Origin of the sequence: Streptomyces sp. NPDC046197 (assembly GCF_040646295.1) — a bacterium.
Classification (GTDB): domain Bacteria; phylum Actinomycetota; class Actinomycetes; order Streptomycetales; family Streptomycetaceae; genus Streptomyces.
This window is the reverse complement of record NZ_JBEYZY010000043.1, coordinates 1-23,556: the sequence shown is the minus strand read 5'-3', so window position 1 is coordinate 23,556 and position 23,556 is coordinate 1. Positions and strand designations below refer to the sequence as shown.

The following is a 23,556-nucleotide window of genomic DNA, read 5'->3' as shown; positions in this document are numbered from 1 at the left end:
GACCGCACCCGCCCCCCCCGGGGCGGCGGCTTACGACAACGAACCCCACAGCAAGAACAGGCAGGAAGAAAGCAGTAGTGGAACACAGCGATTCCCCCACGGTGCTGCCCCACATCGCCCGGCTGGTGTCACGCAGCGGGGAACTGAAGAGCGAGTTGGTGGCCTTTGCGCAAAGTCCGCGTTTTGCCCGGCGGTTGGATGCCCGGCTTGAGGAGGCAGCGGACCGGCTCGGCTTCCTGGACGAGGCGATGGTCATCGAGACCATCGACCGCTTCGTGCTGCAGCACCGGCTGGCGGACGGCTCGAGCATTCTGGAGCGGTTTGTGGCCCAGCGGCGGCCGCCGCTGAGCGAGGACGAGCGGGCGATGCTGCTCGGCTGGCGCGACGTGGTGGAGGCAGTCTTCGAAGTACAGGGCTCTCAAGGGGATGCCGTCGTCCTGCACAACCTGTTCGACGACCTCCTCTACCGGGTCCACTCCAACCTGGGCCGGCGCGCCCTTGGCCAACTGCACACAGGGATGTTCGTGGCCGGCCGCATCGTGCCCGTCCACCCCGACACCGACGCCTGGCTGGTCACCGGCAACCTCACCACCTACCCACCCGGCGACGGACCGCAACTGGCCCAGCTCGCCGTCCAGACGCTCACCGCCCATCCGCAGCTGCTGCGCCGCAATCCCGAAATGCTGCGCAAGGCCTGGGAGATGCAGGCCGAAGCCCGCGCCGACTTCATCGAGGTGTTCGGCACCGACCTGCTCGTCCTGAATCCCGGCGAGGCACCCGTACGGATGCGGGAGTACCACCGTCACCGGCAGGACAAGGCCCTGGCCGAACTCGACGACGAAACCCCCGAGCAGGCGATCAACGCCAGGCCCTCCCTCGACGAGCTCAGCAGTCTGCCCGAAGAACTCCGCGACGCGGACACCGTAGCCGTGATCTTCGACGAGACCGAAGGCCTGTGCTACTACGCCGACTTCGGCCACCTCGACGCCCTGTTCACCGATCCCGCCCTGGCCCGTGACCGCACCTACCTGAGCCGGCTCAGGCACTACCTGAACGACGACTCCGTCGCTCCCATGGCCATCCGCCGCCTGGTCCAGCGGCATCCCGACAACGCCGACGCCGTCTTCCGCGCACTCCTGCGCAAGCCCACCTTCGCCTGGGAGCGGGACGGGGAGGAGCTGCTGCGCCGCCGCAAGGCGAAGCACTTCGCCCACGAGCCCTTGCCCAGCATCACCCCGGTCGGCGCCCGCCTCGCGGAACTCCTGCGCACGCAAGGGAAGAAGAGGCGATGAGGTCCACCGCCGCACTCGACGCCATGGTCGAAGACGTGATCGTCGATGCCTACGACGAGCACGAACAGCTCGCCGCCTTCCGAGCGGTCATTGAGGACCGCCTGGCCCTGCCGCTCACCACCGTCGTGCTCGGCATCCCCGTGACCGTCACCGCACTCCAGGACCGGCCCGGCAGCGGCATCGCCGCCCTGTGCAGACACGGCCGGCACCCTCAGGCGATCGGCATCTTCGACCTACCGCTGCCCGCCCCCGAGCCTGAGGGATGGGCCTGGGTGGACGCCTACCGGCACTGGGCATCCTAAAGCCGCCTCCGCGCCGGGCCCTTCCTCGTGAGCTGCCGCCCTGTGGGGCCTCCCAGGCCCTGACCGCCGCGTGGAGATCCTGACTTCGGCACCCACTCCTTCTGGGAGCCGGCGCGCCCCTGGGCCGAGGTGTCGCAGGGGCGCCGCGCAGGACGGCTGCGGCGGGGATCACGTCCGCACCAGACTCCGGCAAGCTTCGAAACGCCCGCTCATCGGCAGATGAGTGCGTGGTCCGCCGGGCCCGGCAGACCGGCCGTGGTCCGGTCTCGGCTCCGGGACATCCATCATGAGGGTGACCTTTGGGACCTTGGGGTCGATCCGAGTCCCGACCGCATCAACTGCGTTACGCTCGCTGACCTTTAGCGCCTCAAGCGTACGTCTGGCCCGAGAAAGGTCGGAATTTCGAGAAATGGTGTGCGTGCGGGGCGGGTTGGTGCTGATAGTTCCCGCATGGATGCGATCGAGGCCGCACGCGCCGTCGTACATGAGCATCACCTTGACGCGCGAGCCGCGTTCCTGGGAGGCAGCGTCGTGACGGGCTGTCGCACAGCGACGTCGGACCTCGACACCGTGGTGCTGCTTCATGGAGCCCCAGCGCCGTACCGGGCAAGCCTCCAGTACGCCGAGTGGCCAGTGGAGATGTTTGTGCATACCGAAGCGACGTGGCACTCCTACGTCGAACGGGAACTTCGCAAGCGCCGGTCACCGCTGCTGTGCATGTGCGCGCAAGGGCTGCTGCTCTTCGACACCGACGGACTCGGGGCGCACCTCGCCGCAGAGGCCCGGGAGCTGACTTCCGCAGGGCCGCCCGCGGTGTCGGCCGAAGAGATTGAGGACCGCCGGTACGCGATCACCGATCTCCTTGATGACCTGGTGGGGAGCAACGACCAGAGCGAACGGTTGTTCATTGCGAATGAACTGGTCCGCCGGACCGGTGAGCTGGCGCTGGCCGTCGGCGGTTCTTGGGGCGGTGGTGGGAAGTGGTTGGCACGCCGTCTTGAGGCGACCGTGCCAGGGCTGAGCATGCGCCTGCACCACGGTCCAGCTGAGGTACTTGGCGGGAGAGTGGAGCCCCTTGTGGCCGTCGTGGACGAGGTGATCGAGCAGGCAGGCGGCCGGTTGTGGGTTGGTTGCAGGCGTTCAGGAACTCCATAAACGAGCTCAGAAGAGGGCGGTGCCCGCGCTCACGGGCTTCACCGACTTGGAAGGTAGCCCTCGTACAGCAGGTCGGCGGCCCAGCGTTGCCCGCGCCTGCGACCTCGCCTGGGCAATCGCCGATCTCGTTCGCCACCAGCGCGGACACTGAAGCTGGAGTGGATCCGGCCGGCCGAGCAGGACGCCCCGAAGCCCATGAGCAAAGAGTCCGGCTCGGAGGCGAAGCGCTTGGCAGGACAAATGAGCCCGGCTCCGGCTCCATCAGCCCTTCGATGTCGCTCTCTCCGGAGTGGGGCAGTGAGGCCGGACGGGCTCCTGCTGTCGCCGAACGGGCACCCGGTCTCCGAGTTCGAACAGGGGCTGCAACCGGTGGCCGCTGGTGGCAGCCAGGAGCTCGCGGGCTTCCTCGGTAGTGAGGGGTTCGAGGCGGCGGGGCCGTGGGGCGACGGTGCGGACGTTGCGGGCGACGTTGCGCGGGATCTCTTCCTCGCGCACCGAGTGCTCCAGGGCGGACTTGAGCACGGAGTGGATGTAGGTCGGGGTCAGCCGCGAGAGCCGCTTGGAGCAGCACTTTCCCGTGGCGCAACAGCGGGGTTGGTGGCGGGCGGTGTCGAGGCCGCGGGTGCAGCACTGGCAGGTGGTGCGGAGCTGGTTGAGCCAGGTGCGGACTTCCTCGGCGGTGAGCTTGGCGAGCTTCTTCCGTCCGAGGCCGGGAAAGCGGTTCTGACCTGCGTTGTCCAGACGGACACGCAAGTATGGGCTATGCGCCACGCTGACCGGGAACCGTGTGGTCGAGCGGCACCAGCCGGTGTACCGTCGTGATCAGCAGTCGTGGTTCCGAAGTCCCGTTCGCCCGTGATCGCAATCGCGGGCGTTTTTGATGTTCAACGCCTCTCCGGACCAGGGCGATCACCTCCGGATCCCGCACGGTGCGGGACCCGATACCAAGTCCCTTCGAAGGAGACAGGCACATGGCCAAGGGCACTGTGAAGTGGTTCAACGCGGAAAAGGGCTTCGGCTTCATCGAGCAGGACGGCGGCGGGCCGGACGTGTTCGCCCACTACTCGAACATTCAGAGCCAGGGCTTCCGTGAGCTCCAGGAGGGTCAGAAGGTCGAGTTCGACGTCACGCAGGGCCAGAAGGGCCCGCAGGCGGAGAACATCCGCCCCCTGTAACACCTCACGCACATGAGCCCCGGCCGGGATGCACCCACCGGCCGGGGCTCATTTGTCCCGGGAGGCCACCAGGGCCCGGTCCGTTCCGGGACTCCGGCACCCACCCGCCCTTCGCCTGGGGGGCTTGCCGGGGCGGCGGGCGACGTCGTCCCGGCGCCCCGGGCCCTAAGAAGACGGCGAAGAAAGCGCTACGGCCTGCCCGCCACCCTGCCGGAGGAGGAGCGGCGCGCCGGACGGCTCCCGGACGGCCACAAGGTGGTCAGGCAGCTCGCCAAGACCAACTGGCAGCTCAGTCAGCGCGGCTTCGGCCTGTGGGCGCGGACCTACCGACCGGCCGAAGGCTCCAAGCGCAACTGCGTCCAGCTGCGCATCCCGGCCTGGGACGCCCTGGACGTCCGCGAGTGGGACCCGAGAACGACCCGGCCCAGCCGACGATGCACCCAGCCGACCTCGCCCGATACCTGGGCACGTACGCGCAGCGGGTGATGACGCCGCGCGGCAGGCACAGCGCCCACGGCGCCGTCAGGCCGCGCTCCGCGGACAGTGCCTCCAACGCCGCACGGCGCCGGGCGTACGGCCAGCCCGTCGCCTCGCTGGACCAGGTCGAAGGCCACGAAGTGCGCCGGCCATTCCCGTGCCGCCTGAGCGGCAGCGCCCCCGCGCCGGGTGAGACGCTGCTGGAGCCGCTCGAGCGCCAGCCGGTCTCGCTCCCACACCACCAGCTCGCCGTTTTTGACTGGCTATGTGATGTCGACGCCGTGGGCGCGGGCGAGTGCGTCGAGGCCGTCGGCCCAGCCTTGGCCGATGGCGCGGAGTTTCCAGACGGGGTGGCCATTGGTGGTGTGCCGGTACAGCTCGGCGACGGCCATGGGGCGGATGTCGGGGTCGGCAGTGGCTGGAAGGTCCACGCGGCCCCGGTGACGCAGTCCATCTACAGGGCTGTGTGGGTGAGGGCGCTGCAGGTCAGGCCGGTGTCGACGTCCATGTTGATGGCGATCGTGACGCGCTGGATGTGGGCTGGCAGGGCGGCGAGGTGGAGGGCTGCGCGTTCGACGGTGCGCGGGCCCTCGGTCTGCTTGCCCAGCAGGCGGGCCGCGCCGTGGGCGGCGGAGGGCTGGTTGTAGAAGTAGAAGACGAAGTCCTCGTCGCAGGTGACGTGGCCGCCCGTGTCGGTCAGGGAGAGGGTGAGGTCGGCGTCGGCGCCGGCGAAGCTGAAGGCGATGCGCAGCTCTTGCCAGGCCTCCTCGGGCAGCACCAGGTTCTGTCCCGGCATGAGTGCGGTCGCAGGGCCGTGGCTCGGCAGCGCAGGAGTGGGGGGCGGTGCCGCGGGAGCGGGCGGCGGTGACGGGGGAGTGGTCTGGCTCTTCTACTCGGCGAAGGGGCGGATCCGGTAGGGATCCGGCAGGGGAACGGAGGATGCGTCAGGGATGTTGGCGCGCAGGTCTCCGTCGAGGCCGGCCAGGGTCGCATCCTTTCCTCATCAGTCTCCCAGCTCTGCCCTCCCGGCCTGCCCCGAACGTGCTCAGTCGGTCAGGCCCAGCGCCCCCGCTGCCTGAATCGCCAGCCAGACCTCGGCCAGGGCCCCCGTCGATGTCAAATCACGGTCGGCGAGAGCACCGAAACGGCGCAGCCGGTAGGCGAGGGTGTTGGGGTGTATGTGGAGCGCCGCCGCGGCCGTCTCGGTGCGGCGGTCGCGCTCCATCCAGGTGCGGGCGGAGACCAGCAGCTGCGAGTCATGGGTTTCGTCGTAGCGCAGGACCGCACCAAGCACGTACTCGACCAGCGCGGTCAGGGCAGCGGGGTCGTCGGGCAGCCACCGGCCCGTCGAGTCGTCGCCATATCGGACGACGGGGCGACCCGACTCCACGGCCTTGGCGACCGCCCAGAGCGCCTCGCGCTGGGCGACCTTCAGCGGGGCGCCCGGCAGGAAGGTGCGGCTGACCCCGGCTGCCCCGGCCTGAAGCTCACCGACGGCCACCGCTAGCTCCGACGGCCCCAGGACGTAGCGGTCCTCACCTCGGGTGAGCAGCAGATGGGGGTGGTCCTGCAGACAGGACAGCAGCGCCTCGTCGGTGGTGTGGCGCACTACGAGGAGTACGGTGTCGCCCTCGATCGCGTGCCGGGCGAGCCGGCGGCGTGCCACCTCCGGGTCGAGCACCTCCTGCAGTAGTTCGGCCAGTGTCTCCGCGCCCTCGCGGCGCAGCGTCTCGCGCTCGTTGCGTACCATCGCCAGCCGCAGCGCCGCCACCGTGGCGATGTGCTGGACGACGGCGAGTCCCGCGGGCTGGGCGCCCTGACGCTCGCATGCGACCAGAAAGCCCGCCGGGCCGCCGGGCGCGGGCACCGGGAGGACGAATCCGCCGGGGATCGTCGGCGGGGCGTCGGTGGAAACGGGCAGGACAGCGGGATCCGGCACGGGAACGCCGGGCAGGAGCGGGTGGCCCTGCGGTGTGCAGAGATAGACGTCGTAACCCGACAGGCCTTCGAGACGGCGCAGAAGTGTGGGCGTGTCGAGGTCCTCGGCGACCAGCCAGCGCAGCGCGCCGAAGACCTGGAGCTGCGCGCCCAGCCGGTGCCGGGCGTCCTCCCGGGCCGCGGCCGCGACTTCCTGGGCGACCGCGATGAACGGGACGGCGAGCGGTACTTCGAGGACCGGAAAGCCCCGCTCCTCCGCCGTCTGGAAGAACGCATCGTGCAGCGGGGGCATGTGCAGCTGCGCGGAGAGGGCGAGAGCGGATACCCCGGCGTCGTCCAGCCGCTCCAGGTAGGCGCGCTGTCCGGCCGCAGTACGGGGGACCGCCAGGCCCGCCGTCATGATCACCTCGGCGCCCAGGAGCCAGGGCGTCGGATCGGCAAGCTCGCTGGCGTGCGCCCAGGAGACGGACCGGTCCAGACCGGCGCTGCCGGCCTTCACGGAGAGCTGGAGCGCCGGGAAGGAGAGCAGATCACCGACGGTGAGTTTGTTGCTTGCCACACAAAACAGCGTACGGCTCTGTGGCAAGCACAATTGTCGCTGGTCATCCGCGGGCCCGACACTGTGCACCGTCGCCGCTGCATGACCGGAAGGTGGAGCACCCATGACGACCTCGATAACCGAGATAGAGACCTATGGTGTCGAGCGGATCCCGGACAAGGACCGTACAGCCCGCCCGATCGATCTGTTCCGGCTCGCCTTCGGCGGTGCCAACACTTTCGCGACCTGTGTGCTGGGCGCCTTCCCGATCCTTTTCGGCCTCTCCTTCTGGCAGGGTCTCGCGGCGACCGTCCTCGGTCTCGTGGCGGGTGCGCTCCTGCTGGCCCCGATGGCGTTGTTCGGCCCCGTCAACGGCACGAACAACGCTGTCTCCTCCTCCGCGCACCTGGGCGTGCACGGCCGGGTCGTCGGCTCGTTCCTCTCCCTGCTCACCGCCATCGCGTTCTTCTCGATCTCGGTGTGGTCCTCGGGGGACGCGCTCGTCGGCGGCGCGCACCGGCTCGTCCACGTCCCCGAGTCGGACGTGACCTACGGCATCGCATACGCGATCTTCGCCGGGCTGGTCCTCGTCGTCTGCGTCTACGGATTCCGGTTCATGCTGCTGGTCAACAAGATCGCGGTGCTGGCGGCGTCGGCCCTCTTCGTGCTCGGCGCCTTCGCCTTCGCGGGCGACTTCGACCCCGGTTACGCAGGAGCCTTCGCCTCCACGGCCGACCCACTGTTCTGGCCTTCATTCATCGGCTCCGCGCTGATCGTGCTCTCCAACCCGGTCTCCTTCGGCGCGTTCCTCGGTGACTGGTCCCGCTACATCCCGGCCGGGGCTCCGCGCCGCCGGGTGATGGGGGCCGCGTTCCTCGCCCAGATCGCTACCCTGCTGCCGTTCCTCTTCGGCCTGGCCACCGCGTCGATCATCGCGTCGAAGGCCGAGAAGTACGTCGACCCCGCCGCCCCCAACTACGTGGGCGGACTGCTCGCGATCTCACCGGGCTGGTACTTCCTGCCGCTCTGCCTGATCGCCCTGATCGGCGGCCTCTCCACCGGCACGACGTCCCTGTACGGCACCGGGCTCGACTTCTCCAGCGTCTTTACGCGCTTCAGCCGCGTCCAGGCCACCTTCTTCATCGGTGCCCTGTCCATCGCGTTCATCTTCGCCGGCCGCTTCGCGCTCAACCTCGCGCAGTCCATCTCCACCTTCGCCACGCTGATCATCACCTGCACCGCACCGTGGATGATCGTCATGACGCTCGGCTACGTCACCCGGCGCGGCTGGTACGACGCGGAGGCTCTGCAGGTCTTCAACCGCCGCCAGCGCGGCGGCCGCTACTGGTTCACGCACGGCTGGAACTGGCGCGGCATGTCCACCTGGCTCGTCTCCGCCGTCGTGGCGCTCCTGTTCACCAACCTGCCCGGCCAGTTCGTCGGCCCGCTCGGCGATCTCGCGGGCGGCACGGACATCTCGCTGCTGGTCGGCCTCACCCTCGCGATCGTGCTCTACCTCGCCCTGCTCGCTGTGTTCCCCGAACCGCGCGCCGTGTACGGGCCGGCCGGGCCCCGATTCGTGCGGGCGTCGGATGCCCCGGTGCCGCCGATCACCGGTGACACCGGGGAGACCGTCACCGAGCCCGTCGTGGCCCACTGAGGCCTTGCCGTCACCTACGTAACCGAACGCCTTGCGTTCCGGCCTCGACCGCCGAACGCCCGTGACCAGGAGCCGTGCATGAGCACCACCACTGTCCAGGAGGTCCGGACCGCTGCGGACGCGCTTGTCGCAGCCTTCGCCGAGGGCCGTCTCGACGACTACTTCGGCGCCTTCGCCCCCGACGCTACCTTCGTCTTTCACACCACCCCGCAGCGGCTCGGCTCCACGGCCGAGTACCGGGCGCTGTGGCAGCAGTGGGTGGAACAGGACGGCTTCCGGATCCTCGGCTGCACTTCGTCCGCACAGCTGATCCAGCACTTCGGCGACACGGCCGTCTTCAGTCACAACGTCGAGACCCGGGTCGCCACCCACACCAGCGAGGAGACGGTCCACGAACGGGAGACCATCGTCTTCACCCGCGCCGACGGCGGCCGCTGGGTCGCCGTCCACGAGCACCTGTCCGCCCGTACCGCCGCCTGACCAGGGGATACGTTCCATGAGCACCATCTTCCGCAACTACATCGACGGTGCGTTCGCGGACGCCTCGGACGACCGCACGCTCGATGTGGTGGACCCCACCACTGGTGACGTCTACGCGACTTCCCCGCTCTCGGGGGCCGCGGACGTGGACGCTGCGATGGCGGCCGCGGCCTCGGCGTTCCCCATCTGGCGCGACACCACACCGTCCGTACGGCAGCGCGCACTGTTGAAGATCGCCGACGCGATGGAGGCACGGGCCGACGAACTGGTCGCCGCGGAGAGCCGGGACACCGGCAAGCCGCTCCACCTCACCCGCAGTGAGGAACTCGCCCCCGCAATCGACCAGATCCGCTTCTTCGCGGGCGCGGCGCGCATGCTGGAGGGCCGCTCGGCCGGCGAGTACATGGAGGGAATGACCTCTGTCATCCGCCGCGAGCCGGTCGGTGTGTGCGCCCAGGTCGCGCCATGGAACTACCCTCTGCTGATGGCGGTGTGGAAGTTCGCCCCGGCGCTCGCGGCGGGCAACGCCGTGGTCCTCAAGCCCTCGGACACCACCCCGGCCTCCACCGTTCTGATCGCCGAGATCATCGGCGGTGTCCTGGAGGAGCTGGCACTGCCCCGCGGAATCTTCAATGTGGTCTGCGGTGACCGTGAGACCGGCCGTCTGATGGTGGAGCACCCGACCCCCGCGATGGCGTCCATCACCGGTTCGGTACGCGCCGGCATCCAGGTCGCCCAGAGCGCCTCCAAGGACGTCAAGCGGGTCCACCTGGAACTCGGAGGCAAGGCCCCGGCGGTGATCTTCGAGGACGCCGACCTGGCGAAGGCGGTCGAGGACCTGGTGATCGGCGGTTTCTTCAACGCCGGGCAGGACTGCACGGCCGCCACCCGCGTCCTGGTCCACGAGACGGTCCACGACGAGTTCGTCGCCGCCCTCGCCAAAGCCGCGGCCGACACCAGGACGGGGCTGCCGGACGACGAGGACGTGCTCTACGGACCGCTGAACAACGCGGGTCAGCTCGCTCAGGTCAGCGGCTTCATCGAGCGCCTCCCCGAGCATGCCAGGATCGAGGCGGGCGGCCACCGGGTCGGCGAGCAGGGCTACTTCTACGCCCCGACCGTGGTCTCCGGCCTCCGGCAGGACGACGAGATCATCCAGAACGAGGTCTTCGGCCCGGTCATCACCGTCCAGTCCTTCACGGACGAGGCTCAGGCCGTGCGGTACGCCAACGGCGTCGACTACGCGCTGGCCTCCTCGGTGTGGACCAAGGACCACGCGCGGGCGATGCGGATGTCGAAGAACCTCGACTTCGGCTGTGTGTGGATCAACACCCACATGGCCCTCGTCGCCGAGATGCCGCACGGCGGGTTCAAGAAGTCCGGCTATGGCAAAGACCTCTCCGCGTACGGCTTCGAGGACTACACCCGGATCAAGCACGTCATGACGTCGCTCTGAGGTCCGGCAACTCGTCGGCCGCCCCGGCCTGTCCCGGGCCGGCCGAGGGGTCCACACCACCGACCCCGACACCCGGCAACTCCTCGCCCGCCTCATGCCCGGCACCGGATCGGGCGGTTGTCCCGGACACCGGGCGGCCCATGTCCCGTTCCCTTCGTGTCCGATCGTGGGCGCCGACACCGGCCCGTGCTGCCCAAGGCGCCAGCGCCCCTCACGACCGTCAGGCGGCTGACCAGGGCAGATGGAGAATTGGGACGGGAGTATCTAGGGTCAGCACGTGGCTTTCATCATGGTGTGTGAAGACGACGCGGCGGTCCGCGGCGTCCTCAAGCGCGCCCTGGAGCACGACGGCCACACCGTCTCCGTCGCGGCCACGGCCGACAGTCTGCTGCGGCAGCTCGCACCGGCGCCTCATCTGGTCGTCCTGGATCTCGGGCTCCCGGACGCCGACGGCCGCGACGTCTGCCTGGCCCTGCGGGCTCGCGGCGTCGACGCGCCGGTGTTGATGCTCACCGCTTTGGACGGCCTGCATCACAAGGTGGGCGGCTTCGAGGCCGGCGCCGACGACTACATGACCAAACCCTTCGACATCCCGGAACTGCTGGTCCGCGTCCGGGCGCTGCTGCGCCGGGCCACCGTGGCGCCCGCACCGCGCGAGGTCGTGCTCGATCCGGCGAAGCACGTGGTGACCTACGATTCGGTGAGCATGAGCCTGTCCCCGACCGAGTTCCGGCTGCTGGGCCGCCTGATCGCCTCGCAGGGCGACGCGGTACGCCGCCACGCCCTCATCGCCGCCGGCTGGCCGCACGGAGCGCAGGTCAGCGACAACACCCTCGACTCCTTCGTGCGCCGGCTGCGGACCAAGCTCGGTCCGCTGGGCGTGGCCGAGCGTCTGGTGACCGTCCGCGGCGTGGGCTACCGATGGCAGTGACGGGATTCCGTAAGCGGGTCGTCGCACTCACCGTGCTGATCGCCACCGCCGTGGTCGCGGTACTGGTCGTGGTCTCGCACGTGCTGCTGAGCCGGGTGACGGACGCCGACGCGCACGATCTGGCCCGGACCCGCGCCGAGGCGGTCGCGGCGAACGTCACCGCCAAGGGCGGCCGTGTCGTACTGACGGAGAACGGCAGCGAGGCGCTGGACGAGGTCGCCTGGGTGTATGCCGACGGCCGCCTGATCGACGGGAACGTGCCGCCGAGCGTGGTCGATCGCGTCGAGGAGCTGGCGGACTCGGGGCGATCGCAGACCGCGACGGTGGGCGACTACCTCCTGTACGCGCGGCTGGTGCCGGTCGACGGCCACCACGTCATGGTGGTTGTCCGGGTGGACCTCACGCCCTACGAGACATCCGAGCAGCGCAGTCTGACCTTGTCGTTGATCCTGGGCGGCCTCACGATCCTCCTCGCCGGCGGTGTCGCGCACCTCGTGGTTCGCCGCGCGCTGCGGGTCGTGCAGGAGATGGCCGCCCTCGCCGACGACTGGGGCCATCACGAACCCGGGCGCCGCTTCAACCTCGGGGTCCCGCACGACGAGTTCGGGGAACTGGGGCGGACCCTGGACCATCTCCTGGAGCGCGTCGACAACGCTCTGGCGGATGAGCGCCGGCTCACCGATGAGATCGCCCACGAGCTGCGGACCCCGCTCACGGTCCTGCGGGGTGAGGCCCAGCTTGCGCAGCTGTCCGGCGAGCCGGTGGCGCCGGAGGCGGTGCTGAGCGAGGTCGACCGCCTCGATGCGGCGATCACGACGATTCTGCGCGCCGCGCGCGCACGGACCGACGATGGGACGCGGTGCGATCTGCGCTCCGCCGCGCGGCAGGCGATCGGCTCCCGCGCGGTCGAGGTCGCCTTCCCGGCGAAGGTCGAGGTGGCCGTGGCGCCCGACGTCGCCGTGTCACTGCTGTCGCCCCTGCTGGAGAACGGCCTGCGGCACGCGCGGTCGCGGGTGTGGGTCACCGCGCGCAACCAGGGCGAGGCCGTCGTGGTCGATGTCCTGGACGACGGCCCCGGATTCGATCCCGCGGACGTCGAGCGGGTCTTCGAAGCGGGTGTGACCGGCGGCGACGGGTACGGGCTGGGGCTGCCGGTGGTCCGGCGCATCGCCGCCTCGGCCGGTGCGGAGATCCGCGCGATCGCGGACGGCCGCGGTCACGTCGAGGTGACACTCCCGGCCGCGCGTGCGGCCACGTAGTCAGGTTGCTTGCAGGTTCCCCCCGTAAACCTCCCTGCATGACAACGACAACGGAAGCACGCACGCGCAGCGGGCGCCTCATGCTCAACAAGGTCCCCGAGGTCACCATCTGGTTCTGGGTGATCAAGGTCCTCTGCACGACCGTCGGTGAGAGCTTCGCCGACTGGATCAACATGAAGCTGGGCGTCGGCCTGGTGAACACGGCCTGGATCTTCACCGCGGTGTTCGTGGTGGTCCTGGCCGTCCAGTTGCGGCTGAAGCGGTACGTCCCGTTCCCCTACTGGCTGACCGTGGTCGTTGTCAGTGTCACGGGCACCTTGTACACCGACATCCTGACCGACCAGCTCAACGTGCCGCTGTGGATCAGCTCCGCCGTGTTCTCGGTCCTGCTCGCCGTGGTCTTCGGCGTGTGGTGGCTGCGCGAGCGCACCCTCTCGATCCACTCGGTCACGACGCTGCCGCGTGAGTCGTTCTACTGGCTCGCCGTTCTCGTCACCTTCGCACTCGGCACCGCGACCGGCGACTGGACCCTCGAGCTCACCGGCTGGAGCCCGGGCGCCTCGGTACTGCTGCCGCTCGGCCTCATCGCGGCGATCACGCTGCTGTGGAAGTTCGGCGCGAACCCGGTGCTGTCCTTCTGGCTCGCCTACATCCTGACCCGCCCGCTGGGCGCCAACATCGGCGACTGGCTCGCGTCCCCGAAGGTCGCGCAGAACCAGGGCGACCCGACCGGTCTCGCGCTGGGCACCTTCACCACCAGCCTGATCTTCCTCGGCCTCATCCTGGCGACGGTGGTCTACCTGACGGTGACGCGCTCGGACGTGACCGAGACCTACGAGGCGGCCCACGCCGCACACGCCACCGGCGACCCGCGCAAGGAGCGCGTCGCGCTGGCCGGCTTCGGACTGCTCGCCGTCGCGACCACGGGCCTGCTGGTCTGGGCCCACGGCCAGCCGCACGTCGGCCCGGCGCCGGAGGCCGACAACACCTCCGCCGTCCAGATGGCTCCGGGCGTGGCGGTGAAGAAGTTCCCGCCTGCCAAGGTCTCCGCGCTGCGGACCCTCGCCTCGACCTCGCTCAAGGACGCACGCTCGGGGAACGCGAAGGGCGCGCACGCGGCCGCCCAGTCGCTGCGTGACCTGTGGGACGCCGACCAGGCGTCGTTGCAGCCGCTGGACAACACCGGCTGGACCTCCATCGACGCTCAGATGGACAAGGTGCTCGAGACCTTCGGTATCGATCACTCGAACCCGCCGATGTCGCCTGCGCAGCAGGAGAAGGAACTGAACGCCCTCCTGACGGACATGGGCTGACAGACCGCACAGCGCCCGGCCGGCCCGGCCGGCCCGCCCGGCCGACGGGCTCAGTGCGCCGGGCTGCGCAGAGAACCGCGCCGCCTCGGCACACGCCGGCGTGCCGCGGACAGCACAAGCGGCCGGGGCCGCGTGTGGCAGCCCGGTTATATCCGCAGGGTCCCGTGGGGCGGTCGAAGCCGGCGTCAATGGCTTCGACCGCCCCGCTGTCACCTGGGCTGGTCAGTCGCGGTGGCGGCGGATGCCAGAAGCAGGCGTGGGTGACCACTCAGACCCGGGTCCTGCAGGTCTGCCTGCGCCGACGCACCACCAAGGGCCGCCACCCCGACGTCCTCGTCGCCCAACGACGCGAACGCTTCCGCATCCGGAGCGGGAAACGCATCCGCTGGGGCGGACGCCCTCTCCCTGCGGAAACCGGGCCAAACCGGTCGACCTATGTGGTGAAGGCACTACTCGTGCTGAGCGATCACTTCGGCCTCGGCGCTTGTTTTGGTTGGTCCCGGTGAACCGGCAGGAGCAGGGTGAAGGCGGCCGGGGTGCCGCGGGTCAGGGAGAGTCGGCCGCCGAGGGAGTCTGCCAAGTCGCGGGCGAAGGCGAGGCCGATACCCGTTCCCGTCCCGCTGCCCGTGTGACCCCGATCGAACAGCCGCGCCATGTCGCCGCTCACCTCGCCCTCGTCGGTGACGTCGAAGGCGAGCGCGTCGTCAAGGTCGCGCACCGTTACGCGGACCATGCCCCGGCCATGCAGGCGGGCGTTGTCCAGCAGGACGTCCAGGATTTCGGTGACGGCTCCACCGGGCACGGGCAGGTCGTCCGGCACGTCGTGAGTGAGGTATTCCAGGCGTCTGCCGTCGTCGGCGAACGGGCCGTGCCAGCGCTGTTGCGTCGCCCGCAGCACCTGTCCCACCGGCCGGAGCAGGGCACTGGACCGGGGAGGTCCGGGTGAGCCCGACAGGCGCAGGACCTCCTCCACGGTGCGGTGCAGCCGACGTGTGGTGGCCAAAGCCTCCTCCAGGACGGGCCGGAGCCGTGCGTTCTCGCCTTGCTCCAGGCCCGCCTCCAGGGTGAGCTGGAGACCGGTGAGCGGGGTGCGCAGCTGATGGGAGGCGTTGGCGGTGAAGTCCCGTTCATGGCGGAGGAGTTCGGACAGGCTGTGCAGCATCTCATTATGGGTACGGGCGACCTGGTCGATCTCGGTGATGCTACTGGGGGCCGCGCGGGCGTTCAGGTCGCCGTCGGTGACGGCCTGGCAGTGGCGCGAGAGGTCTTCCAGCGGGGCGGCCAGTGCGCGGGCCTGACGGTGGGCGACGAGGACGGCGACAGCCAGCCCGAAAGCGGCGACGCCCAGGAGGACGCCCCACACGGCGAAAACGCGGTTGCGTACGGTTGCGACGGGCGAGGACGCCCGTACCACTCCGATCACCTGCTCGGCGTGGGAGACAGGCACGGCGACGACCAGGTCACCGCCCGATCGGCTCCGGACCACCTGCCCTTTGAGGGCTTGGCGGACCGATGTGTCGCCTGATCTTGAGCCGCTGCCCGTCCGTAGCCGCAGCTGTGGGTCGTACAGGCCAAGCCGCGTGCCGGCCGGGGGTCTGGGGAGTTCGACTGGGTCGCCCTTCTGGTAGTCCGGGCTCACCTGCACGGCGCCGGCGAGGGCGACCCGCTCCAGGCTGTCCCGCTGGTCGACGTAGAGCACCGACCTGATGGCCCACGCCAGGGGCACGGCCAGGAGGACGACGGCGACCAGGGCGGCGGTGACGGCGACTCGCACCACGCGCTGTCTCATGTCTTTCATCATGCGGGCCGTCGGCCTGGTCCGGGCGGAATGAGCCACGCGCTTTTGCCGTCGTCTAACCGTCGGCGTGCCGGGCGTTAACCGGCCGGCTTCTAGCGTCGGTGCCATGACCGTCTGGTCCAAGGGCTCCTTGGGAGGGCAGTGGCCATGGCAGCACACGCACGGACGTCCGCCGTCGTCGGTCTGGCTCTGGTCGCCGCGGTGACCGCCGCCTGTTCCGGCGGTACCGGATCGCACTCGGGTTCCGCCCCGCCATCCCCGGCCTCGCACGCGGCGGCAGGAGGTGGAAACACCCCGAACAGTCCGGCGCCCACCGAGTCCAATCCGCCCGGCGACATCCCCGACAACCAGGTCTACGTCGCCTACCGGCCGGGCAGCGGCACCTTCACCTTCACCGGCTTCACGGTCAAGGTGCCTGAGGGCTGGGCCCGCACCGACCAGAAGAACACGACCGTGTTCACGGACAAGCTGAACACTGTACGGATCACGGCGGCCTCCGCCTCCAGCGCCCCCACGGTCGGCTCGGTCACCAACACGGTCGTTCCCCAGCTGCGCACCCATGTGCCGAAGTTCGCGACACCCAAGGTGTCTGAGGTGACCCGGCATGCCGGCCGTGTCGTCCTGCTGACCTACCAGGGCGACTCTGCCAAGGATCCAGTCACCGGGAAGGTGGTGCGGGACGCGTTCGAGCGGTACTCCTTCTACCGTTCCGGTCACGAGGTGGACCTGACGCTGTCCGGCCCAGTCAACGCCGACAACGTCGACCCCTGGCGGATCGTCAGCGACTCCTTCACCTGGCAGTGACCACCATGACCGCCAACATCTCCCACGAGATGCGCACCCACGCCCCCGCCGAGGACGTCCTCACAGCCCGCGAGCTGTACCGCTTCTACCGGGCCGGGGAGGAAGAGACGCTCGCGCTGCGCGGGGTCTCGCTGCGAGTCGGGCGCGGCGAGACGGTCGCGGTCGTCGGACCGTCCGGGTCGGGCAAATCGACCCTGCTGGCGTGTCTGGCGGGGCTGGACGAACCCTCGGGCGGCGAGGTCCGCGTCAACGGGGTGCGGATCAGCCACCGGCCGGAGACCGAGCGCGCCCGGCTGCGCGCCCGGCACGTCGGCGTACTGCTGCAGACCCGCAACCTCCTGCCCCATCTGAGCCTGCGGGACAACATCCGCCTGGCACAGCGGGCAAAGGGCCGCGGCCCTGCCACCTCGCCACGAGAGCTGCTGAGCCAGGTCGGGCTCGCCGAGCGGGCCCACGCCCTGCCCAGGCAGCTGTCCGGAGGGGAACTGGCGAGGGCCGGACTCGCCGTAGCGCTGGCCAACTCGCCCGCCGTGCTCCTGGCCGACGAGCCGACCGGGGAACTCGACAGCGACATCGAGCGCATGGTGCTCGCCATGCTGCGCGAAAGGGCCGCCGACGGCTGCGCGGTCCTGATCGTCACCCACAGCGACCAGGCCGTGCGGGTGGCCGACCGGGTCATCGCCCTGGTGGATGGAACAGCGACCGACGCCTCGGCCGCCCACGGCGGACGTCTTGAACGGCAGGAGGTCCGCGATGCCACCGGATGAGGTCCTCGTCGCCTGCCAGGACGCAGCCCTCACGTTCGGCGAGGGTCCGCAGGCGGTCGTGGCCGTCCACGGAACCACCCTGGAGATCGGGACCGACGATCGGCTCGCGGTTGTCGGCCCGTCCGGCTCGGGTAAGAGCTCGCTGCTGCACTTGCTGGCCGGGCTCGAACAGCCCACCAGCGGCATGGTCACCCGTTCCGCGTCACTCGGGCCGTACGACATCGGCCTGGTCTTCCAAGGCGACAGCCTGATCCCTGCTCTGAGCGTGGCCGAGAACGCCGCCCTGCCCCTCGTGCTCGCCGGCCGGAGCGAACCGGAGGCACGGCAGGCCGCCCTTGCGGCGCTGGACCTAGTGGGCGCCGCCGATCTGGCCGACCGGCTGCCCGAGGAGATCTCCGGTGGACAGGCCCAACGCGTTTCCGCCGCCAGGGTCCTGGCCCAGGCCCCGCGGCTGATCCTCGCCGACGAACCCACCGGCCGCCTCGACCACGCCACCGGCGCCCATGTGCTGGACGCCCTGCTGGCCGCCGCCGACCACATCGGCGCCGCCCTCGTCGTCACCACCCACGACCCGGGCGTCGCCGCCCGACTGTCCGTGCGGCGCTCGATGCACGACGGCCGGCTGCTCGCCCCCGAGCAGGTCTCGTGATCACCGCCTGGGTGCGCGGCCTGACCCGTCACCGCGCCGGGCGGCTGCTGGCCGCCCTCGCCGGGATCGCGCTCGCGGTCGCTCTCATCGCCGCGCTCGGCTCCTTCCTGACCGCATCGAAGGCGACCATGACCCAGCGCGCCCTGCGCTCGGTCGCCGTCGACTGGCAGGTCCAGGTACAGCCCGCAGCCGATCCGAACACGGTCCTGTCCCTGGTCCGCACGACACCCGGAACCCGCGCCGCCCTGCCGGTCGGCTACGCCCACACCACCGGTTTTGCCGCCCGCGTCCAGGGCAGCACCCAGACCACCGGCCCCGGCATGGCGCTCGGACTCCCGGACGGCTACCGCGCCCTCTTCCCCGACGCCATCCGCACGCTGTCCGGCTCCCCGAACGGTGTCCTACTGGCCCAGCAAACCGCATCCAACCTGCACGCCGCCCCCGGCGACACCATCGGTATCCACTTCCCCGGCATCGGAGTGCGGCAGGTCAAGGTGGACGGCGTCGTCGACCTGCCCCAGGCCGACTCCCTCTTCCAGACCGTCGGCGCCCCCGCCCAGTCCCAGCCGACCGCACCCCCGGACAACGTCGTCCTCCTGCCCGCCGCCGAGTTCGCCTCCCTCACCCACGGCGCCACCGGCGTCACCACCCAGATCCACGTCGCCCGCGACAACGCCGGCCTGCCCTCCGACCCGGCCGCCGCCTTCACCTCGGTCACCGGCGCCGCCCACCACCTGGAGGCCCGCTCCTCCGGCACCGCACTCGCAGGCAACAACGTGGGTGCCGCCCTCGACTCCGCCCGCCAGGACGCTCTCTACGCCCAGATCCTCTTCCTCTTCCTCGGTGTCCCCGGAGCCGTCCTGGCCGCCGCGCTGACCGCATCGGTCGCCTCCGCCGGTGGCGAGCGCCGCCGCCAGGAACAGGGGCTGCTGCGCCTGCGCGGCCTGCGCCCCAGCCAGATCACCGCCCTCGCGGGCCTGGAAGCCGCCCTGATCGGTCTTGCCGGTGGCCTGGCCGGACTGGGCATCGCGGCTCTGACCGGACGCCTCGCCTTCGGCGCCGCCTCCTTCGGGGGGAGCGCGGGCACCTTGGCCGTCTGGTACGGCATCGCCTTCGTCCTCGGCGTCGCCGGCGCCGCGGGCGCCGTCCTGATGCCGGCCCTGCGTGACCTGCACACCGTCACCGTCGCCGACACCCGCAAGGAAGCCGGCGCACTCAGCACCCGCAACCCCCGGTGGATGCGCTACGGCTTGGACTTCCTCCTGCTGGTCTGCTCCTGGCTCATCTTCCGCGCCTCCTCCGGCAACCAGTACGCCCTCGTCCTGGCCCCGGAGGGCGTCCCCAGCATCTCCGTGTCGTACTGGGCCTTCCTCGGCCCCGCCCTGCTGTGGATCGGCGCCGCCCTGCTGCTGTGGCGGCTCACCCTCCTCGCCCTCACCCACGGCCGCCCCGCCCTGGCCCGGCTGGCCCGCCCGCTGACCGCCACCCTTGCCGGCACCACCGCCGCCGTCCTCGCCCGACGCCGACGCCCGCTCGCCCGCTCCGTGGTCCTCCTCGCCCTCGCCGTGTCCTTCGCCCTGTCCACTGCCGTCTTCAACGCCACCTACAAACAGCAGGCCGAGGTCGACGCCCGGCTGACCAACGGCGCCGACGTCACCGTCACCGAACCACCCGGCGCCCGCATCCCGCCCGCCACCGCAGGCACGCTGAAGGTTTCCGGTGTCAGGCACGTCGAGCCCCTCCAGCACCGCTTCGCCTACGTCGGCTCCGACCTGCAGGACCTCTACGGCGTCCGCCCGGACACCATCGCCCAGGCCACCTCCCTCCAGGACGCCTACTTCGTCGGCGGCACCGCTCACCAGCTCATGCGGAAGCTGGCCCAGCGTCCGGACAACCTGCTGGTCAGCGTCGAAACCGTCAACGACTTCCAGCTCTCCCCGGGCGACACCGTCAACCTGCGCATCCAGGACGCCCGCACCAAGGCCCTGCGCACGGTCCCCTTCCACTACGCCGGCATCGCCAAGGAGTTCCCCACCGCCCCCAAGGACAGCTTCTTCGTCGCCAACGCCTCCTACATCTCCAAGACCACCGGCAGCGACGCGGTCGGCGCCTTCCTCCTCGACACCGGCGGCACGCACCAGAAGCAGATCGCCGCCCACCTGCGCCATCAGCTCGGCACCGCCGCCACCGTCACCGACCTCACCCAGACCCGCGGCACCGTCGGCACCAGCCTGACCTCCGTCGACCTGGCCGGACTAACCCGCATCGAACTCGCCTTCGCCGTCCTGCTGGCCGCCGGAGCCGGAGGACTCGTCCTCGCCCTCGGCCTCGCCGAACGCCGCCGCACCTTCGCCATCGCCACCGTCCTCGGCGCCAAGACACGCCAGCTGCGCGGCATGGTCCTCACCGAAGCCCTCATCCTGGCCGCGGCCGGTCTGGTCGGAGGCGCCCTCATCGGCTGGGCGCTGTCCGCAATGCTGGTCAAGGTCCTGACAGGAGTCTTCGACCCACCCCCCGCAAGCCTCTCGGTCCCTGGCTCCTACCTGGTGCTCACCGCGCTCGCCGCACTGATCGCCGTCACGGCAGCCGCGCTGAACGGAATCCGGCGCGCAAAGCGCCCGCCCGTGGAGGAACTGCGTGACCTGTGAGCACACCTGCGTTGGCGACCAAGCCGATCCCCGCGCGCCCTCCTACGCTGTCGACCATGCGCACCCCCGCCGCACCGGACCGCAGCCGCATCCGCGTCCTCGTCATCGAGGACGACGCCACCATCGGCCGCCACCTGGAAACCGGCCTGCACAGCAACGGTTACGCGACCACCTGGAGCCGCACCGGCGCAAGCGGCCTGGCCGAAGCCGCCCACACCCCCTACGACGCCCTCCTCCTGGACCTCGGCCTTCCCGACATGGACGGCCTCGACGTCGCCCGCACCCTGCGCATCCGCTGCCCCGACCTGCTCATCATCATCCTCACCGCCCGCACGGACGACATCGACGTGATCGCCGGCCTCGACGCCGGAGCTGACGACTACCTCGTCAAGCCCTTCAGCCTCACCGTCCTGCTGGCCCGCCTGCGCGCCCACCTGCGCCGACACACCATCACCCCGGCTCCCCAGCAAGTACTCCGGCTCGACGACCTCATGGTCGACACCACGGCGCGGCACTGCAGCCTCCACGGCGAAGAGGTCCAACTGCGCCCCAAGGAGTTCGAACTCCTCGTCCTCCTCGGTCGGCACATCGGCGAGGCCGTATCCCGCGAAACCCTCATGGCCGAGGTCTGGGACGAGAACTGGTTCGGATCCACCAAAACCCTCGACGTCACCATGGCCGGCCTGCGCCACCGCCTCGCCTCGGCAGCCGAAGCATCCGACCGTCCCTGCCGAGTGCCCCGCATCACCACCCTGAGGGGACACGGCTACCGCCTGGAGAGCCGCTCCTAGCACGCCGAGGGAGGGCCAAGCGCGGGGCAGCCGGCGCAAGGGTGTCGTCCCCGGGCGGCGCTGACGGCGTTCCCATGACGGCCCCTGCCCGGGTACCCGGCACGTTCACGGTTCGGCACTCAGGCGGCTTGGCCTGGGCCGACGGTGGTCAGGTCCTACTCGGGCAGCGGGCTGAACGGGCAGGCGTGGGAGGCAGTGGGCGAACGATTCCGCTGTGCTGGTGCACCGACACCGAACGCAACCGTGTTGGGGTCACCAAAGCCCACCCGTGCTGGGACGATGCACCTGATGCAGCCCCTGCCAGCCCCCTGCCCCGCTGATCTGATCCCGGTTCCAGGTGACGCCGCTCCTGGAGCGGGTCGACGCACGCGAGCGGGAGCTCACCGCCGCTGCGGAACAACTCCGCACGCAGATCGACGAGCTCACCACGCGCCTGCGTGAACTCGACGAGGAGATCGAGAACCTGGCGGTGACCCGCAAGACGCTCCTCGCCCTCCCGCCGGCGGCCCCGGAACCAACGGAGGAGCCGCCCGCTCTGCCAGCCCACCCGGCCTACCAGCAGATTCTCGAAACATTCGCCGAGACTCCAGGGCCGAAGCGCGCCCGCGACCTATGCCAGGCCCTGGACCTCCCGCTCACGCCGAAGAGCATCGAGAGCACCCGACACAAGCTCAAGCGCCTGGTCAGCCTGGGCGTCCTTGCCGAGGCCGAACCGGGCCTGTTCGCTAAGGACTGGAACCAGAATGAGGTCTGTGGGGGTCGGGAATGACGGCATGTCAGTTCTCGTTGATGCGGCCCGGAGGGGGTGGTTGCGACCGAGACTCGTGGTGGGCGCAAGCCGTGGGAGGTTGACGATGGGCTGTGGGAGCGTATCGAGCCGGTGTTGCCGGTGATTGAGCGGCGCTTCCGGTACCCGGGGCGTGGCGGGCTCGATGACCGGCGGGTTCTGTGCGGCATCCTGTTCGTGCTCTACACCGGCATCCCCTGGCGCTACCTTCCGCAGGAACGCGGCTTCGGCTCCGGGATGACCTGCTGGAGGCGACTGCGGGAGTGGAACGAGGCCGGGGTCTGGCAGCGCCTGCACGAGATGCTGCTGGCTGAACTGCGGGCGGCCGGCGTACTGGATCTGTCCCGGGCGTCGGTCGACTCGAGCCATCTGCGGGCGATGAAAGGGGGTGCGGCCACCGGCCCGTCTCCGGTGGACCGGGGCAAGACCGGCAGCAAGCACCACGTGATCGTCGACGCCCACGGCATCCCGCTGGCCATCACGCTGACTGGCGGCAACCGCAACGACGTGACCCAGCTGATCCCACTGATCCGAGCTGTCCCGCCGATCCGAGGCGAACGCGGCCAACCGCTGCGCCCCCCGAAGCACCTCTACGCCGACCGCAGCTACGACCACGAGAGCTACCGCGATCAGGTCCGACGGTTCGAAATCACCCCGCACATCGCCCGACGCGGCACCGAACACGGCTCCGGACTCGGCGTCCACCGCTGGGCCGTGGAAGGCGCCATCGCACTACTGCACTGGTTCCGCCGCCTACGTATCCGCTGGGAGATGCGCGACGACATCCACCGCGCCTTCATCACACTCGGTTGTGCCGTCATCTGCTGGCGACGGCTGAGGACCCCGCTCTGATTCCAGGCCAACGTAAGGTGGCATCCCATGTCGCGAACTCGCGCCGAGCACAAGGAGGCGGAATGCTCGCTAGCTCGTCGGTGCTGGCGGCCGGAAGGCGTCATTCTGTCGGACGGCGCTGGGACGGAACCGTTCTCGCCGCGGGCAATACCGCAGCCGCAGAATGTCGTGTCGAGCGATGGGAAGACGTCGTCGCGGTGGCAGCCGGCAACGTCCATACCGCGAGGAACACAGGCAGGTCTCATACGGTGGGACTCCGGTCGGACGGCACGGTGCTGGCAACGGGGTGGAATGGCGATGGGCAATGTGATGTCACCGGATGGCGAGGAGTCACGGCCGTGGCCGCAGGCTGGCGCCACACGCTCGGGCTACTCGCCAGTGGCCGGGTGCTAGTAGGACTCCGTTAGGTCTGTCTTGATCTTGGTGTGGCTCTGCTGGGCAGGGGTCGGTGGCAGGTGGTGCAGATGCCGGTCCAGCAGTTCAG

23 protein-coding genes and 3 pseudogenes are annotated in these 23,556 nt (G+C 70.1%); 21 read left to right on the top strand and 5 right to left on the bottom strand.

The window, feature by feature from the left end:
• Positions 1–77: 77 nt before the first annotated feature.
• From AB0A61_RS35715 to AB0A61_RS35705, 3 genes are all read left to right on the top strand, one after another.
• Positions 78–1,292 carry a hypothetical protein gene (locus tag AB0A61_RS35715; protein WP_361302042.1) on the top strand — a complete coding sequence of 405 codons (1,215 nt, stop codon included), beginning with the start codon at positions 78–80 and terminating at the stop codon, positions 1,290–1,292.
• Positions 1,289–1,594: a hypothetical protein gene (locus AB0A61_RS35710; RefSeq protein ID WP_361302039.1), complete on the top strand. Its 306-nt coding sequence runs from the start codon at positions 1,289–1,291 to the stop codon at positions 1,592–1,594. Before AB0A61_RS35715 ends, AB0A61_RS35710 begins: the two co-directional genes overlap by 4 nt.
• Positions 1,595–2,044: 450 nt before the next feature.
• Positions 2,045–2,749, top strand: a complete 705-nt coding sequence (locus AB0A61_RS35705; protein WP_361302036.1) for a nucleotidyltransferase domain-containing protein — start codon at positions 2,045–2,047, stop codon at positions 2,747–2,749.
• 345 nt (positions 2,750–3,094) lie between these two features.
• On the opposite strand, the pseudogene AB0A61_RS35700 reads toward AB0A61_RS35705, so the two are convergent.
• Positions 3,095–3,472 (bottom strand): annotated as a pseudogene (locus tag AB0A61_RS35700) (site-specific integrase); the annotation flags it as partial.
• Positions 3,473–3,720: 248 nt separating this feature from the next.
• Between AB0A61_RS35700 and AB0A61_RS35695 the strand changes: the two are divergent.
• Together AB0A61_RS35695 and AB0A61_RS35690 are read left to right on the top strand one after the other, a co-directional pair.
• Positions 3,721–3,924 (top strand): cold-shock protein, encoded by a 204-nt coding sequence (locus AB0A61_RS35695; protein ID WP_361302033.1) that lies wholly within the window; start codon positions 3,721–3,723, stop codon positions 3,922–3,924.
• A gap of 183 nt (positions 3,925–4,107) precedes the next feature.
• Positions 4,108–4,424: pseudogene (locus AB0A61_RS35690) on the top strand (transcriptional regulator); the annotation flags it as partial.
• A 240-nt stretch (positions 4,425–4,664) separates the two neighbouring features.
• Here the strand turns inward: AB0A61_RS35690 and AB0A61_RS35685 are convergent.
• Positions 4,665–4,832: a TerD family protein gene (locus AB0A61_RS35685; RefSeq protein WP_361302137.1), complete on the bottom strand. Its 168-nt coding sequence runs from the start codon at positions 4,830–4,832 to the stop codon at positions 4,665–4,667.
• Positions 4,833–4,855: 23 nt separating this feature from the next.
• Positions 4,856–5,197 (bottom strand): TerD family protein, encoded by a 342-nt coding sequence (locus AB0A61_RS35680; protein ID WP_361302030.1) that lies wholly within the window; start codon positions 5,195–5,197, stop codon positions 4,856–4,858.
• Here AB0A61_RS35680 and AB0A61_RS35675 point away from each other — a divergent pair.
• Complete coding sequence (locus AB0A61_RS35675; protein WP_361302027.1) at positions 5,196–5,318, top strand: hypothetical protein; 123 nt, start codon at positions 5,196–5,198, stop codon at positions 5,316–5,318. The genes AB0A61_RS35680 and AB0A61_RS35675 overlap by 2 nt on opposite strands.
• A gap of 128 nt (positions 5,319–5,446) precedes the next feature.
• On the opposite strand, the gene AB0A61_RS35670 is transcribed toward AB0A61_RS35675, so the two are convergent.
• The gene (locus AB0A61_RS35670; protein ID WP_361302024.1) at positions 5,447–6,898 is read right to left on the bottom strand and encodes a PucR family transcriptional regulator ligand-binding domain-containing protein; all 1,452 of its coding nucleotides are present in this window, start codon (positions 6,896–6,898) and stop codon (positions 5,447–5,449) included.
• A gap of 103 nt (positions 6,899–7,001) precedes the next feature.
• Here AB0A61_RS35670 and AB0A61_RS35665 point away from each other — a divergent pair, with 103 nt between their 5' ends.
• The 7 genes and pseudogenes from AB0A61_RS35665 to AB0A61_RS35635 all read left to right on the top strand — a co-directional run.
• Positions 7,002–8,537 (top strand): cytosine permease, encoded by a 1,536-nt coding sequence (locus AB0A61_RS35665; RefSeq protein ID WP_361302021.1) that lies wholly within the window; start codon positions 7,002–7,004, stop codon positions 8,535–8,537.
• A gap of 78 nt (positions 8,538–8,615) precedes the next feature.
• Positions 8,616–9,017, top strand: coding sequence for a nuclear transport factor 2 family protein (locus AB0A61_RS35660; RefSeq protein WP_361302018.1), 402 nt, complete (start codon positions 8,616–8,618; stop codon positions 9,015–9,017).
• Positions 9,018–9,033: 16 nt separating this feature from the next.
• A complete protein-coding gene (locus AB0A61_RS35655; protein WP_361302015.1) occupies positions 9,034–10,473 on the top strand; it encodes a gamma-aminobutyraldehyde dehydrogenase in 1,440 nt (479 codons plus the stop codon).
• Between the two features lie 277 nt (positions 10,474–10,750).
• A complete protein-coding gene (locus AB0A61_RS35650) occupies positions 10,751–11,404 on the top strand; it encodes a response regulator transcription factor (RefSeq protein WP_361302012.1) in 654 nt (217 codons plus the stop codon).
• Positions 11,395–12,663, top strand: a complete 1,269-nt coding sequence (locus AB0A61_RS35645) for a HAMP domain-containing sensor histidine kinase (RefSeq protein WP_361302009.1) — start codon at positions 11,395–11,397, stop codon at positions 12,661–12,663. Before AB0A61_RS35650 ends, AB0A61_RS35645 begins: the two co-directional genes overlap by 10 nt.
• Before the next feature lie 38 nt (positions 12,664–12,701).
• Complete coding sequence (locus tag AB0A61_RS35640) at positions 12,702–13,976, top strand: hypothetical protein (protein ID WP_361302006.1); 1,275 nt, start codon at positions 12,702–12,704, stop codon at positions 13,974–13,976.
• Positions 13,977–14,293: 317 nt separating this feature from the next.
• Positions 14,294–14,386 (top strand): annotated as a pseudogene (locus tag AB0A61_RS35635) (IS630 family transposase); the annotation flags it as partial.
• A gap of 56 nt (positions 14,387–14,442) precedes the next feature.
• On the opposite strand, the gene AB0A61_RS35630 reads toward AB0A61_RS35635, so the two are convergent.
• On the bottom strand, positions 14,443–15,765 hold the full coding sequence (locus tag AB0A61_RS35630) for a HAMP domain-containing sensor histidine kinase (protein ID WP_361302003.1): 1,323 nt from the start codon (positions 15,763–15,765) through the stop codon (positions 14,443–14,445).
• A gap of 156 nt (positions 15,766–15,921) precedes the next feature.
• On the opposite strand from AB0A61_RS35630, the gene AB0A61_RS35625 reads away from it, so the two are divergent.
• From AB0A61_RS35625 to AB0A61_RS35590, 8 genes are all read left to right on the top strand, one after another.
• On the top strand, positions 15,922–16,578 hold the full coding sequence (locus AB0A61_RS35625; protein ID WP_361302000.1) for a hypothetical protein: 657 nt from the start codon (positions 15,922–15,924) through the stop codon (positions 16,576–16,578).
• A gap of 5 nt (positions 16,579–16,583) precedes the next feature.
• A complete protein-coding gene (locus AB0A61_RS35620; RefSeq protein WP_361301997.1) occupies positions 16,584–17,345 on the top strand; it encodes an ABC transporter ATP-binding protein in 762 nt (253 codons plus the stop codon).
• Positions 17,332–17,994: an ATP-binding cassette domain-containing protein gene (locus AB0A61_RS35615; protein ID WP_361301994.1), complete on the top strand. Its 663-nt coding sequence runs from the start codon at positions 17,332–17,334 to the stop codon at positions 17,992–17,994. The genes AB0A61_RS35620 and AB0A61_RS35615 overlap by 14 nt, the downstream gene beginning before the upstream one ends.
• Positions 17,991–20,642 (top strand): ABC transporter permease, encoded by a 2,652-nt coding sequence (locus AB0A61_RS35610; RefSeq protein ID WP_361301991.1) that lies wholly within the window; start codon positions 17,991–17,993, stop codon positions 20,640–20,642. Before AB0A61_RS35615 ends, AB0A61_RS35610 begins: the two co-directional genes overlap by 4 nt.
• 56 nt (positions 20,643–20,698) lie before the next feature.
• Positions 20,699–21,433, top strand: coding sequence for a response regulator transcription factor (locus AB0A61_RS35605; protein WP_361301988.1), 735 nt, complete (start codon positions 20,699–20,701; stop codon positions 21,431–21,433).
• A 337-nt stretch (positions 21,434–21,770) separates the two neighbouring features.
• Positions 21,771–22,202, top strand: coding sequence for a hypothetical protein (locus AB0A61_RS35600; RefSeq protein ID WP_361301985.1), 432 nt, complete (start codon positions 21,771–21,773; stop codon positions 22,200–22,202).
• A 36-nt stretch (positions 22,203–22,238) separates the two neighbouring features.
• A complete protein-coding gene (locus AB0A61_RS35595; protein WP_361301982.1) occupies positions 22,239–23,072 on the top strand; it encodes an IS5 family transposase in 834 nt (277 codons plus the stop codon).
• A gap of 62 nt (positions 23,073–23,134) precedes the next feature.
• Complete coding sequence (locus AB0A61_RS35590) at positions 23,135–23,479, top strand: RCC1 domain-containing protein (RefSeq protein WP_361301979.1); 345 nt, start codon at positions 23,135–23,137, stop codon at positions 23,477–23,479.
• Positions 23,480–23,556: the final 77 nt, after the last annotated feature.

Coding starts and splice junctions, on each gene's coding strand:
- AB0A61_RS35710 (WP_361302039.1), top strand. CDS start 1,289: ATGAGGTCCACCGCCGCACTCGACGCCATGGTCGAAGACGTGATCGTC.
- AB0A61_RS35705 (WP_361302036.1), top strand. CDS start 2,045: ATGGATGCGATCGAGGCCGCACGCGCCGTCGTACATGAGCATCACCTT.
- AB0A61_RS35695 (WP_361302033.1), top strand. CDS start 3,721: ATGGCCAAGGGCACTGTGAAGTGGTTCAACGCGGAAAAGGGCTTCGGC.
- AB0A61_RS35675 (WP_361302027.1), top strand. CDS start 5,196: ATGAGTGCGGTCGCAGGGCCGTGGCTCGGCAGCGCAGGAGTGGGGGGC.
- AB0A61_RS35680 (WP_361302030.1), bottom strand. CDS start 5,197: ATGCCGGGACAGAACCTGGTGCTGCCCGAGGAGGCCTGGCAAGAGCTG.
- AB0A61_RS35665 (WP_361302021.1), top strand. CDS start 7,002: ATGACGACCTCGATAACCGAGATAGAGACCTATGGTGTCGAGCGGATC.
- AB0A61_RS35660 (WP_361302018.1), top strand. CDS start 8,616: ATGAGCACCACCACTGTCCAGGAGGTCCGGACCGCTGCGGACGCGCTT.
- AB0A61_RS35655 (WP_361302015.1), top strand. CDS start 9,034: ATGAGCACCATCTTCCGCAACTACATCGACGGTGCGTTCGCGGACGCC.
- AB0A61_RS35645 (WP_361302009.1), top strand. CDS start 11,395: ATGGCAGTGACGGGATTCCGTAAGCGGGTCGTCGCACTCACCGTGCTG.
- AB0A61_RS35640 (WP_361302006.1), top strand. CDS start 12,702: ATGACAACGACAACGGAAGCACGCACGCGCAGCGGGCGCCTCATGCTC.
- AB0A61_RS35630 (WP_361302003.1), bottom strand. CDS start 15,765: ATGAGACAGCGCGTGGTGCGAGTCGCCGTCACCGCCGCCCTGGTCGCC.
- AB0A61_RS35625 (WP_361302000.1), top strand. CDS start 15,922: ATGGCAGCACACGCACGGACGTCCGCCGTCGTCGGTCTGGCTCTGGTC.
- AB0A61_RS35620 (WP_361301997.1), top strand. CDS start 16,584: ATGACCGCCAACATCTCCCACGAGATGCGCACCCACGCCCCCGCCGAG.
- AB0A61_RS35615 (WP_361301994.1), top strand. CDS start 17,332: ATGCCACCGGATGAGGTCCTCGTCGCCTGCCAGGACGCAGCCCTCACG.
- AB0A61_RS35605 (WP_361301988.1), top strand. CDS start 20,699: ATGCGCACCCCCGCCGCACCGGACCGCAGCCGCATCCGCGTCCTCGTC.
- AB0A61_RS35590 (WP_361301979.1), top strand. CDS start 23,135: ATGCTCGCTAGCTCGTCGGTGCTGGCGGCCGGAAGGCGTCATTCTGTC.